Raw genomic sequence first — 12,716 nt, 5'->3', positions numbered from 1 at the left:
GAAACGGGTGATGCATCCGCCAGCGGCAAGCTGACGGTCACTGACGTCGATACCGGTGAAGCGCACTTCGCCGCGGTGGCGCCGGAGAGCCTGGCGGGGCAGTACGGCACCTTCAGCTTCGACAGCAACACCGGCGCCTGGAACTATACGCTCGACAACACCAAGGCCGATGCCCTGTTCGCGGGCCAGCAGGCCAGCGATTCGCTGACGGTGTCTTCGGCCGACCAGACCGCGCAGCAGACCATCAAGGTCAATATCACTGGGGCCAACGACCACGCCACCATCACGTCCTCGGCCACCGAGGACAAGGCGGTGACCGAAGCCGGCGGCGCAGGCAATGCTGAAACGGGTGATGCATCCGCCAGCGGCAAGCTGACGGTCACTGACGTCGATACCGGTGAAGCGCACTTCGCCGCGGTCGCGCCGGAGAGCCTGGCGGGGCAGTACGGCACCTTCAGCTTCGACAGCAACACTGGCGCCTGGACCTACACGCTCGACAACACCAAGGCCGATGCCCTGTTCGCGGGCCAGCAGGCCAGTGATTCGTTGACGGTGTCTTCGGCCGACCAGACCGCGCAGCAGATCATCAAGGTCAACATCACTGGCGCCAACGACCACGCCACCATCACGGCCTCGGCCACCGAGGACAAGGCGGTGACCGAGGCTGGCGGCGCTGGCAATGCTGAAACTGGCGACGCATCCGCCAGCGGCAAACTGACGGTTACCGACGTCGATACCGGTGAAGCGCACTTCGCCGCGGTCGCGCCGGAGAGCCTGGCCGGACAGTACGGCACCTTCAGCTTCGACAGCAACACCGGCGCCTGGAACTATACGCTCGACAACAACAAGGCCGATGCCCTGTTCGCGGGCCAGCAGGTCAGTGATTCGTTGACGGTGTCTTCGGCCGACCAGACCGCGCAGCAGATCATCAAGGTCAACATCACTGGCGCCAACGACCACGCCACCATCACGGCCTCGGCCACCGAGGACAAGGCGGTGACCGAGGCTGGCGGCGCTGGCAATGCTGAAACTGGCGACGCATCCGCCAGCGGCAAACTGGTGGTCACCGATGTCGATGCCGGTGAAGCGCACTTCGCCGCGGTGCCGCCGGAGAGCCTGGCGGGCAATTACGGCACCTTCACCTTCGACAGCGGCACCGGGGCCTGGACCTATACGCTGGACAACACCAAGGCCGATGCCCTGATCGCGGGCCAGCAGGTCAGTGATTCGCTGACAGTGTCTTCGGCAGACCAGACTGCACAGCAGATCATCAAGGTCAACATCACTGGCGCCAACGACCACGCCACCATCACGGCCTCGGCCAACGAGGACAAGGTGGTGACCGAGGCTGGTGGTGCAGGCAACACCGACCCCGGCGACGCATCCGCCAGCGGCAAGCTGACGGTCACTGACGTCGATGCCGATCAAGCGCACTTCGCCGCGGTATCGCCGGACAGCCTGGCGGGCCATTACGGCACCTTCACCTTCAACGGCAATACCGGCGCCTGGACCTATACGCTGGACAACACCAAGGCCGATGCGCTCGCCGCAGGGCAGCATGTGACCGACAAGCTGATCGTGCAATCCGCGGATCTCACTGCCAGCCAGGAGGTTGCCGTCAATATCACTGGCGCCAATGATGCCGTTGTGAACGCCGTGCCTGCGGCGCAGGCAGTCAATGAAGATACGCCACTGGTGTTCGGCACGGCCAATGGCAATGCGTTCAGCATCTCCGACGTGGACAACGGCAGCCACACCGTGACGTTGAGTGCGAGCGCCGGCACGATCTCGCTGAACGATGTCGCGGGGCTGCAGTTCCTCGCGGGCGACGGCACCGCGGACAGAACCATGACGTTCACCGGTAGTGACGCAGCGATCAGTGCCGCGCTGGACGGCCTGCGTTTCGTTGGCGACAAGGACTACGCGGGGGCGGCGTCGGTGCAGATGCAGACCAGCGATGGCGCTTCGGTCGATACCGATACGGTGGCGATTACGCTCAATCCCGTCAATGACGCGCCGGTGGCAGCGGGGGACGTGATCCATGTTTCGTACGACGAGAACGGCAACAACAATATCCTGATCCCGGTCAGCGCGCTGCTTGCCAATGATGGCGATGTAGATGGCAGGGCCCTGTCAATCACCGCGGTGACGCCTGGGACGGGCGCGGGAAGCACTGCGGCACTGGGTACAGGCGGCAGCTACATCACGTTGAACACCAGCGGCGGAACGGGGCAAGGCAGCTTCAGCTATACCGTGTACGACGGAGCGGGTGGTACCAGCACGGGGACCGTTACGGTCAATGTCCTGTCGACCACCGGATCTGTCACGGTGTCGCTGGAGAACCAGAACTATCAGGCTTCCTACCTGAATGGCGGCAGCGGCATCGATACGCAGAAGGGCGCCGGCGCTGCGGACGTCTTCATTGGCGGAGCGGGCAACGACTCGCTCAACGGCGGCGCCGGCGACGACGTGCTGCGCGGTGGCGCGGGCAACGATACGATCGACGGCGGCGCAGGTATCGACATGCTTGATTTCTCCGATTCGACCAGGGGTATCACCTTCACGCTGACGCAAGGTAGCGGTACAGCTAACCTGTCCGGCCTGGGCTCGGATACTTACAGCAATATGGAGGGCGTGATCGGCTCGGCGTCAGCCGACGTGCTGACCGGCAGTACCGCCAACGACATCCTTCGCGGTGGCGCGGGCGATGACATCATCAACGGCGGCGACGGCATCGACCTGCTTGATTTCTCCGATGCCACCGGCGGGGTTGTGTTCACTCTGACGCAGAGCAACAGCCCCACCACGGCAGGCCCGGTCGTGACCGGCCTCGGTGCCGACAGCTACAGCAACGTGGAAGGCGTCATCGGCTCCGCCTTCAACGACAACCTCACCGGCTCAGCTGGCAACGACGTGCTGCGTGGCGGCGCGGGTAACGACTTGCTGGTCGGAGGCGCCGGCAACGACGTACTGCCGGGGGGGGCGGGCCCCGACACATTGACCGGCGGCACCGGCAGCGACACCTTCCGCTTCCTGCGCGCGGACCCCGCCTCGGTCGACACCATCACCGACTTCGGTGTGGCGCCGGTGGCTTCCGGTGGCGATGTGCTGGATCTTTCCGACCTGCTTTCCGGTGTTGGTGTGACCACCGCCAACGCGGCGCAGTTCGTGCGCCTGTCGGAGGTCGATGGCAACACCGTGGTCAGCCTGGATCGGGATGGCAGTGGCGCGGCGGCTGCATTCCAGGACGTGGCCGTGCTGCAGGGCGTGGTCGGGCTCGATCTCAACACGTTGTTGAGCAACGGCAATATCCACACCGCCTGAGCCGCGCGATCGGTGGCGGATTCAGGGAGGGAAACGCAGGGCGGCAGTAAAGCCGGAATCCGGCGCAGTTGAAAACCATAATAAACGGGTAGCGCACCGCTTCCCGCATCGCGCAGGCGCCGGCCAGCGCGATACGCGGCAGCGGGTGCGCCCGAGTGGGGGAAGCATGACAACGACATGGTGCCGGCTGGCACATGTACTGCTATGGGCAGCCATGGTGGTGCCGCATCACGCGGCAGCCCAGGCGCTACGCCAGGCAGTCGAGCAAGCCGTGCATACCAATCCCGAAGTGCTGGCTGCGGGCAGCCGCCGGCTGGCCGCGGACGAGGGGCTGACGCAGGCGCGCGCCGGCTACCTGCCGCGGGTCGATGTCAATGCCGCCACCGGTCGCGTACGCCTGGACAGCCACAGCACCCGGCTGATGGGCCTGTCCGACTCTTCCTATGCCAGCCATGCGGCCGGCGTGACGATCTCGCAGATGCTGTTCGACGGCTTTGCCACCAGCAGCGATGTGGAGCGGCAGGGGGCCCGGATCGACGGCGCGGCCTATCGGGTCGGCGCGACTGCCGAAGACATCGCGCTGCGCACGGTCGGCGTCTATGTGGAGGTGCTGCGGCGCCAGGAAACCGTGGCCATCGGCCTGGCCAATCTGGAAGCGCACCAGCACATCTATGACCAGATCCGGCTTGGCGCCGACAACGGAGTGTTGCGCCGCGCCGATCTGTATCAGGTCGAAAGCCGCCTGGCGCTGGCCAAGGCCAGCCTGCGGGCCGAGCAGGGCAGCCTGCAGGACGCCATGACAGCCTATTTGCGCGTGGTCGGCGCGCCGCCAGAGGCCTTGTCCAGGCCGGAGTCGCTGTCGACGCTCCTGCCTGCCACCGAACGGGAGGCGCAGCAGGTGGCAAGCGCCAACCACCCTGCGCTGGGTGCCGGGCAGGCCGATATCGCCGAAGCCCAGGCCGGGCGTTCGCTGGCCAAGGCCGCGTTGTGGCCAAGGCTGGATCTGGAGGTCGGCGTGGCGCGCGACCGCGACCGCGTGCTTGGCACCACCGACGAGCGCAGCGTGATGCTGCGCGTGCGCTACAACCTGTTTCGTGGCAACGCCGACAAGGCGCGCATCAACGAGGCCGGCTACCAGGTCCAGGAAGCTGAGCAGAACCTGGACCGGCTGCGCCGGCAGGTGCAGGAAAGCGTGTCGCAGGCCTATAACGCCCACCTGACGGCGCAGGACCGGTTGGTGAGCCTCAAGCAATACGTGGAGGCCAGCGATGCCACGCGCGTCAGCTACGGCAAGCAATTCCGGATCGGGCAGCGCAGCCTGCTAGACCTGCTGAATGCCGAGAACGAGTACTTCAGCGCGCGTACTGGCTACGTCACCGGCCAGTACACCGAACTGGCCAGCCAGTACCGCATCCTTGCCGGCATGGGCTTGCTGCTGGCGACCTTGCAGGTGCCGCCGCCCCAGACGGGGATGGTGCAGGTGGGCCAGCGGGCAGCGCCGCCGGTGGGACAGAGGTAGGGAGGAGGGACGGTGCCGGGCAATCCCGCATACATCTTCAGCCGCCGGCCACCGGAGATCCTGACCCCGCCCGCATCAGCCCGGCACGGCCTCGCCCCGCAATCCTCGCATCCGATACTCTCCCGGCGCCACGCCGGTCCATTTCTTGAAGGCCCGGTGGAACGTGCTCGGTTCTGAGAAGCCAAGCCGCAGGGCCACGTCCTGCAGCGTCATGCCGGGGCGCTCCATCATGCCGATGGCAACGTCGCGGCGCAGGCTGTCCTTGATGCTCTGGTAGCCGCTGCCCTCGTCGCGCAGCCGGCGGCGCAGCGTCTGGGGCGTGAGCCGCAGCATCTGCGCCATCTGCTCCAGCGACGGCAGTTCATCATCCAGGTGGGAGCGCAAGTGCTGCCGGATGCGCTCGGCCAGGCAGCTGTTGTCGCGGTAGCGGATCAGCAGGTTGCGCGGCGTCTCGCGCAGGAACTCGCGCAGGCTGGCGGCGTCCTGCATCACCGGCAGGCGCAGGCTGGCGCCATCGAAATGCAGCACGGAGACAGGCTGGCCGTAATGCACGGCGGCCTTGAAGACGCGCTCGGTCTCCGGGCCGCCCTGCGACGGCGCGGCGCTCAGGTCGACCCTCGCCAGCGGGATATGGCCGGCCACCAGCCAGCTGAGCAGCGCGTAGGCATGGAACACGAAAGTCGATTCGGCAAAGCTGCGGCAGGCCGAGGCCGGCGCGCGCGGATGCAGCACCACGGAGGCGGTCTTGCCGTCGGCGCTGACATGCAGGCGTGGCGCGAAGGCGTCGATATGGAGCCGGTACAGGCGCAGCCCGGCGCGGATGGCGTCTTCCAGCGTGGCGCAATGGATCAGGTTGCGGCACGCCTGCGCAAACGCGCCCGGGGTCACGGGCCGGTCCAGCAGCCCCCACAGTTCATCGCGCATGACGCGGCGCAGCGTGCGGATCAGCGCCGCGTACTGGCCCTGGGTGACGCGCGCATTGGGCGAGGCCAGCAGCGCCGGCGAAATCCCGGCCCGGCGCAGCAGCGGGGCAATGTCGTGGCCCAGCCGGCGCGGGCCCAGCAGGATGTGATCCACATGCTGGACCGCAATGGTGTGGCGCGCCGAGGCCTGGGGCGCGGCCTGCGCCGTGGTGGCAGGGGCCTCGGCCCGGCCGCTGGCATGGCCATGTCCGAGCACCGGCGGCAGTGTGCTGCCGGGGAGGTGCAGTTTGCCCGGCACGGGCGGGCGCGGCGATGACAGGACAGCGGTATGCATGGGTCTCCTCATCACGGTGGCGCGTCGGCGCCGGCACCGCGGAACGGCTGGCTCCGCGGGGCGTTGACGGACGTTTTGCCTCATCGTCCCGGCACCTTAGCAAGCCGCGACCGCACCGCACAATCGGGATTTGCCAAAGGCTGCCTTCCATCTGAGCGATTCGGCCAATCATTTTGGCTTGTCTGGTCATTGTCCACGCACCGCAGCATCGCGCACTCTCCGGCTGATACCGATACAAGGCCGGCCCACCGGCCCGGACGGGACCAGAAACGGGGCAACCACCCGTTCCCCGCCTCAGGAAAAACAATGGAGACAACAACACATGCAGGCAGATCGTCGTAGTGCGCTGTGGCGCTTTGGGGCCGGATTGCTGGCGTGGGGCGGCGTTGCCGCCGGGATGCTGGGGGCGGGCGCGGCGCTCGCGCAGAGCGAATTCCCGGCGCGCACCGTGCGCATGGTCGTGCCCTTCCCGGCCGGTGGCGCCACCGATGTGCTGGCCCGCGCCATTGCCGAAGGGCTGGGCAAGGCCTGGAAGCGCCCGGTGGTGGTGGAAAACCGCCCGGGTGCGAGCGGCATGCTCGGCGCCGAGGTGGTCGCCCGTGCCGAGGCCGACGGCTACACCGCGCTGCTGACGATCACGCCGCTGGTGCAGGCGCCAAGCCTGTATGCCCGGGCGCCCTATGACCCGGTGAAGGATTTCGCCGCGGTGTCCGAGCTCGGCACGACCAACCTGGTGTTCGCCGTCAACAGCAATGCGGTGCCTGCCACCAACCTGAAAGACTTCATCGCGCAGGTTCGCGCCAAGCCGAAGCAGTTCTCCTACGGCTCGTTCGGGGCCGGCTCGAGTGGCCACCTGTACGGCGAGGTCTTCAACGAGGCCGCCAAGATCGACATGCTCCATGTCTCATACAAGGGCGAGGCTCCGGAGCTGAACGACCTGCTGGGCGGCCAGGTGCCGGCGGCGGTGATCTCGGTGATGGGCGCCAAGCCCCACGTCGCCACCGGCCGCCTGCGCGCCCTCGCGGTGACTGGCCCCGCGCGCGCGCCGCAACTGCCGGATGTGCCGACTTTCCGCGAAGCCGGCATTGAAGGCATGGATGCGATGGGCTGGTTCGGGCTGCTGCTGCCGGCCGCCACGCCGCGGCCGATCGTTGAGAAGTTCTCGGCGGACGTCAACCGCGTGCTGGCCCAGCCCGACGTGCGCAAGCGCATGAACGAGCTTGGCGTGATCCTGACCGGCAGCACGCCGGACGCGTTTGCCCAGACCATCCAGGCCGACTATGTCCGCTGGGGCAAGGTGATCCGCACCAGGAACATCCGCCTGGATTAAGTCATTCCCGTTTGACCTGTCGATTGCCGCAAATGAAGCCTGCTACAAATACCAATCAGCCATTCCGTTCCCCCGCCTGGCCGCCCGGCCTGCCGGCCACGCTGCATACGCCTCGCACCAGCCTGTTTTATAACGTCGAGGCGGCGGCGCACCGCTATCCGGACAAGACCGCGATCCAGTATTTCGGCACCGCGATCTCCTACGGCCAGCTGCAGGACGAGATCGAACGGATGGCCGGCTACCTGCAGCAAGCCTGCGGCATCGAGCCGGGCGACCGGGTGCTGCTGTTCAGCCAGAACTGCCCGCAGTTCATCATTGCCTACTACGCGATCCTGCGCGCCGAAGGCGTGGTGGTCCCGGCCAACCCGATGTGGCTGGAGGCCGAACTTGCCCACGTGGTCCAGGACAGCGGCGCGGTGGCCGCCTTTGCCGGCAGCGAGCTGTACCAGCGCGTGGCGCCGCTGCACGGCCCGGCGCTGCGACATGTGATCCTGCACGACTACGCCGGCATGCTGCGCGACGACGGCGGCCTGGCGGTGCCGGCCTGGCTGCGTGAAGCGCCACCCGCGCCGCAGGCCGCGCCCTCCGGCGCCATGCCGGTGGCCTGGGACGCGGCCAGCGCCGCCGGGCACCGGCCGCTGCCGCACCAGGCGGGCTACGACACGCTGTGCATGCTGGCCTATACCTCCGGCACCACCGGCCACCCCAAGGGCTGCATGCATAGCCACGGTACGCTGATGACCGCGGCGGCCGGATCGGTGATCTGGCGCGGCGCCACGCCCGAATCCGTGGTGCTGGCCGTGGCGCCGATGTTCCACCTGCTGGGCATGCAGAACTGCATGAACTCGCCGCTCTACCTGGGTGCCACCGTGGTGCTGATGCCGCGCTGGGACCGCGCGCTGGCCGCGGACCTGATCGAGCGCTACCGCGTCTCGGTCTGGGGCGCGCCGCCGGCGATGATGGTGGATTTCTTCTCGCAGCCGGGCATCGACGCGCGCGACCTGTCGAGCCTGGCCTATGTGGGCGGCGGCGGCGCGGCCATGCCCGAAGCGGTGGCCAATATGCTGCAGGAGCGTTTCGGCCTGCCCTACGTCGAGGCCTACGGCATGACCGAGACCGCGGCCTTCATCCTGTCCAACCCGCGCAACCAGCCCAAGCGCGAATGCCTGGGCATCGCCACCTTCGGCGTGGACGCGCGCGTGCTCGATCCCGAGACGCTGCAGGAACTGCCTTGCGGCGAGACCGGCGAGGTCGTGGTCCACGGCGGCCAGGTGATGCTGGGCTACTGGCGCAACCCGGAAGCCAACGCTGCCACCTTCATCGAGATCGGCGGCAAGCGCTTCCTGCGCACCGGCGACCTCGGCTTCATGGACGAGCAAGGCTACTTCTTCATGCGCGACCGCCTCAAGCGCATGATCAACGCGTCCGGCTACAAGGTCTGGCCGGCCGAGGTGGAGAACCTGCTGTACGGGCACCCGGCCATCCACGAAGCCTGCGTGATCGCCGCCCGCGACCAGCGCCGCGGAGAGACCGTCAAGGCCGTGGTGGCGCTGCGCCCGGAAGCACGCGGCACGGCCGAAGCCGACCCCGAACGCATCATGGCCTGGTGCCGCGAGCATATGGCCGCGTACAAGGTGCCGCGCATCGTCGACGTGGTCGATGCGCTGCCCAAGTCGGCCACCGGCAAGATCCTGTGGCGCGCCTTGCAGGAGCGCGAGATGCAGGCGGAAAACCCGAGCGCGTGACGCCAGCGGCGAATTCAGCAAAGAGAGAGACAGCATGCAGCAAAGCAGACGCAACTGGCTGGCACAGGCCGGCACCCTGGCCGGCGCGGCCATCCTCGGCGGCGCGGGCAGCGCCTTCGCGCAGCAACCGTATCCCGGCAAGCCGATCCGCATGATCGTGCCGTACCCGGCCGGCGGCGGCACCGACACCGTGGGCCGCCTGATCGGCCAGCGCCTGGCCGAAAGCCTGGGCCAGCCGGTGGTGGTCGAAAACAAGCCCGGCGCCAGCGGCATGCTGGGCAACGACACTGTCGCCAAGGCGCCGGCCGACGGCTACACCATCCTGCTGGCGATCACGGCGCTGATCCAGGCGCCGGCCCTGTACAAGCGCACGCCGTACGACGTGGCCAGGGACTTCACGCCGGTCTCGCTGATCGCCAAGTCGTCCGACCTGTTCGTCGTGCCCAACCGCGTGCCGGCCAACAATATGCGCGAGTTCCTGGCGCTGGCCAAGGCGGGCAAGCTCAGCTATGGCTCCTATGGCAACGGCACCTCGTCGCACCTGCACGGCGAGCTGCTCAAGCAGCAGGCAGGCATCGAGCTCGCACACATCCCTTACAAGGGCGCGGCGCCGCTGATGAGCGACCTGCTTGGCGGCCAGGTGGACAGCGCCTTTGTCGACGTGACCTCGGCCAACCCGTACCTGGGCAGCAACAAGTTCAAGATCCTCGGCATCACCGGCACCCAGCGCTACAAGGCGCTGCCCAATGTGGCGACCTTCACTGAACTGGGCCTGCCGGGGTTCGAGCCCAACGGCTGGTACGGGCTGTTCCTGCCGGCCAATGCGCCCAAGGATGTGACGGCGAAGCTGGCGGCAGAGACCGCGCGCATCGTGCGCCTGCCCGAAGTGACGCAGAAGCTGGCCGGCATGGGCCTGCAGCCGGTCGGGTCCGCGCCGCAGGAACTGGCGGCCGTGGTCGCCGGCGATACGCCCAAGTGGGCCAAGATCGTGCGCGACGCCAATATCCAGCTCGACTGAAACCCGCCTCCCGGAGCCCACCGATGGAAACCATCCGCTTTGCCGTCGAGGACGGCGTCGCCACGCTGACGCTGGACTCGCCGGCGCGCAAGAACGCGCTGTCCTTGCCGATGCGCGACGAGATCGGCGAAGTGATTCGCCGGGTACGTGCCGACGACAGCGTGCGCGCGCTGATCCTGACCGCCGCCGGCACCGATTTCTCGTCGGGCGGCGACATCAGCTCGATGCAGGTCGAGATCAATGCCGAGCAGGGCCGCAAGCGCCTGCACAAGGTGCACGGCTGGCTGGAAGACCTGATCCAGCTCGACGTGCCGGTCATCGCCGCGGTGGACGGCGCGGCCTATGGCGCGGGCTTCAGCCTGGCGCTGACGGCCGACATCATCCTGGCCACGCCGCGCGCGCGCTTCGGGCTGCCGTTCCTGCGCATGGGGCTGGTCCCCGACTGTGGCGTGTTCTACACGCTGCCGCGGATGATCGGCCTGCAGCGGGCCAAGGCGCTGATGTTCTCGATGCGCGAGCTGAACGCCCAGGCCGCGCAAGACCTTGGCATCGTCATGGAAATCGTGCCGGCGGACAGCCTGCAGGAACGTGCGCGGACGCTGGCGCAGGCCTTCACCGAGGCCTCGCCGGTGGCGGTGGGCCTGACCAAGCAGGCGCTGAATGCCTCGCTGAACCAGGACCTGCACACCATGCTGGCGATGGAAGCGGATGGGCAGGGCATTGCCTTCTCCACCGCCTATCGCCGCGAGGCTGCCGACCGCTTCATGGCCAAGCAGCCGCTGCGCTACCGCTGGCCGGACTGAGCGGCGGCGCGGGTCATGCTGCCCCGCAGCATCTGGCGGCCTCGCCGGGCTGTCGTTTACGTATACAGGCGGGCGCTGGCCGGACGGTAACGGTCGCCTGCCAATTTTCTCGTTTACCCTGATACCAGCACACCATATGGGATCCCACGACCAGCACACGGCGCCCGCCGTACGCCAGACCCCCTGGATGACCGAAGACCTGGGGATGTTCCAGGAAACCGTGCGCCGCTTCATCGAGCGCGAACTGGTGCCCAACGAGGCCCGCTGGGCCGCCCAGGGCTATATCGACCGCGAGGTCTGGCGCCGCGCCGGCCAGATCGGGCTGCTGTGCGCCAGCATCCCCGAGGAATACGGCGGCGGTGGCGGCACCTTTGCCCACGAGGCCGTCATCACGCAGGAAATGTCGCGCGCCGTCTGCACCAGCCTTGGCAATAATGTGCACAGCGGCATCGTGGCACATTACCTGCTCAACTACGGCACGGAAGCGCAGAAGAAGAAATGGCTGCCGCAGATGGCCAGCGGCGAAATGGTGGCGGCCATTGCCATGTCGGAACCTGGCGCCGGTTCCGACCTCAAAGCGATACGCACCCGCGCGGTGCGCGAACAGACCGAAAACGGAGACTGCTATCGCATAAACGGTGCAAAGACCTTCATCACGAACGGGTATCACGCCGACCTGGTCTGCGTGGTGGCCAAGACCGATCCGGAGGCCGGTTCGCGCGGCGTGTCGCTGGTCATGGTGGAGACGCGAGACCTGCCGGGCTTCCGTCGTGGCCGCATTCTCGAGAAGATCGGACAGAAAGGGCAAGACACCGCCGAACTCTTCTTCGACGACGTGCTGGTGCCGTGCGCCAACCTGCTTGGCACGCAGGAAGGGCAGGGTTTCTACCAGCTTATGCAGCAGCTGCCGCAAGAGCGCATGATCATTGCGCTCGGGGCCGTGGCCACCATGCAGCGTGCCATCGAGCTGACCACCGAATACGTGCGCGAGCGCAAGGTGTTCGGCCAGCCGCTCGCCGATCTGCAGAACACGCGGTTCAAGCTGGCGGAGTGCAAGACGGTCGCCACCATTGCCGCGACCTTCGTCGACGATTGCATGCTGCGCCTGATTGACGGCAAGCTCGACGCTGCCACGGCCGCCATGGCCAAGTGGTGGTGCACGCAGCAGAACTGCCAGGTCATCGACGAGTGCCTGCAGTTGCACGGCGGCTACGGCTACATGCTTGAATACCCGATCGCGCGTATGTATGCGAATGCACGCGTGAGCAAGATCTTCGGCGGCTCCAACGAGATCATGAAGGAGCTGGTCGCGCGCACGCTTTGACGCGCCTGCTATCAGCACTGTGCGCGTGCTAGTGCGCGCAAACGCGTAAGAAAATGCGGAAAAACGAAGGCCGGCACCAGTGCCGGCTTTCGTGCGTATGGTTACAAAACCGGATGTGCACGGATGGCGGGAAAGGTGTAAGGTGTTTCACAAGCATGGTCAATGGCCCGTCGCGTGCGGGGGCAAGGCCCGAGCGGAAATGCAGCCAAAAGCTGAAGCGAATTCATGCAGAAAATGCAGCAACGAAACAGACGTTGCATCGATGCAAGATTTGTCAACTCGGATTCCACCATCGCCGTTATTTGACTATGATGAAGTAAAGACTTCGCAACATGACAGGTCGCCAGGCCGGGGTGGTGTGCCGCGAACGTTGCGCGAAGCCTTAGGGGTAGCACG

General features: G+C 66.9%; 8 protein-coding genes. 7 read left to right on the top strand and 1 reads right to left on the bottom strand.

Annotated elements, in window-relative coordinates; all coding sequences use genetic code 11:
• Together AC3WON_RS11480 and AC3WON_RS11475 are read left to right on the top strand one after the other, a co-directional pair.
• Positions 1-3,324: beta strand repeat-containing protein (locus tag AC3WON_RS11480; protein ID WP_492351863.1), on the top strand; the 3,324-nt coding region annotated here is incomplete at its 5' end.
• A gap of 166 nt (positions 3,325-3,490) precedes the next feature.
• On the top strand, positions 3,491-4,843 hold the full coding sequence (locus AC3WON_RS11475; protein ID WP_492351862.1) for a TolC family outer membrane protein: 1,353 nt from the start codon (positions 3,491-3,493) through the stop codon (positions 4,841-4,843).
• Positions 4,844-4,918: 75 nt separating this feature from the next.
• On the opposite strand, the gene AC3WON_RS11470 is transcribed toward AC3WON_RS11475, so the two are convergent.
• Positions 4,919-6,100, bottom strand: a complete 1,182-nt coding sequence (locus AC3WON_RS11470) for an AraC family transcriptional regulator (protein WP_492351861.1) — start codon at positions 6,098-6,100, stop codon at positions 4,919-4,921.
• 322 nt (positions 6,101-6,422) lie between these two features.
• On the opposite strand from AC3WON_RS11470, the gene AC3WON_RS11465 reads away from it, so the two are divergent.
• From AC3WON_RS11465 to AC3WON_RS11445, 5 genes are all read left to right on the top strand, one after another.
• Complete coding sequence (locus AC3WON_RS11465; protein ID WP_492321283.1) at positions 6,423-7,430, top strand: tripartite tricarboxylate transporter substrate binding protein; 1,008 nt, start codon at positions 6,423-6,425, stop codon at positions 7,428-7,430.
• A 32-nt stretch (positions 7,431-7,462) separates the two neighbouring features.
• On the top strand, positions 7,463-9,175 hold the full coding sequence (locus AC3WON_RS11460) for a long-chain fatty acid--CoA ligase (protein WP_492351860.1): 1,713 nt from the start codon (positions 7,463-7,465) through the stop codon (positions 9,173-9,175).
• A gap of 34 nt (positions 9,176-9,209) precedes the next feature.
• Complete coding sequence (locus AC3WON_RS11455; RefSeq protein ID WP_492321281.1) at positions 9,210-10,193, top strand: Bug family tripartite tricarboxylate transporter substrate binding protein; 984 nt, start codon at positions 9,210-9,212, stop codon at positions 10,191-10,193.
• A gap of 23 nt (positions 10,194-10,216) precedes the next feature.
• Positions 10,217-10,996, top strand: a complete 780-nt coding sequence (locus AC3WON_RS11450) for an enoyl-CoA hydratase/isomerase family protein (protein ID WP_492321280.1) — start codon at positions 10,217-10,219, stop codon at positions 10,994-10,996.
• Between the two features lie 136 nt (positions 10,997-11,132).
• Complete coding sequence (locus AC3WON_RS11445) at positions 11,133-12,320, top strand: acyl-CoA dehydrogenase family protein (protein ID WP_492321279.1); 1,188 nt, start codon at positions 11,133-11,135, stop codon at positions 12,318-12,320.
• The last annotated feature ends 396 nt before the right edge of the window (positions 12,321-12,716 follow it).

The organism is Cupriavidus sp. FW305-46 (genome assembly GCF_058787075.1).
Note: the sequence above shows the minus strand (reverse complement) of the source record. Positions and strands in the feature narration are given on the sequence as shown.

What these genes read in the sequence shown, in the direction of transcription:
- AC3WON_RS11475 (WP_492351862.1), top strand. Translation starts at nt 3,491, where the DNA reads ATGACAACGACATGGTGCCGGCTGGCACATGTACTGCTATGGGCAGCC.
- AC3WON_RS11470 (WP_492351861.1), bottom strand. Translation starts at nt 6,100, where the DNA reads ATGCATACCGCTGTCCTGTCATCGCCGCGCCCGCCCGTGCCGGGCAAA.
- AC3WON_RS11465 (WP_492321283.1), top strand. Translation starts at nt 6,423, where the DNA reads ATGCAGGCAGATCGTCGTAGTGCGCTGTGGCGCTTTGGGGCCGGATTG.
- AC3WON_RS11460 (WP_492351860.1), top strand. Translation starts at nt 7,463, where the DNA reads ATGAAGCCTGCTACAAATACCAATCAGCCATTCCGTTCCCCCGCCTGG.
- AC3WON_RS11455 (WP_492321281.1), top strand. Translation starts at nt 9,210, where the DNA reads ATGCAGCAAAGCAGACGCAACTGGCTGGCACAGGCCGGCACCCTGGCC.
- AC3WON_RS11450 (WP_492321280.1), top strand. Translation starts at nt 10,217, where the DNA reads ATGGAAACCATCCGCTTTGCCGTCGAGGACGGCGTCGCCACGCTGACG.
- AC3WON_RS11445 (WP_492321279.1), top strand. Translation starts at nt 11,133, where the DNA reads ATGGGATCCCACGACCAGCACACGGCGCCCGCCGTACGCCAGACCCCC.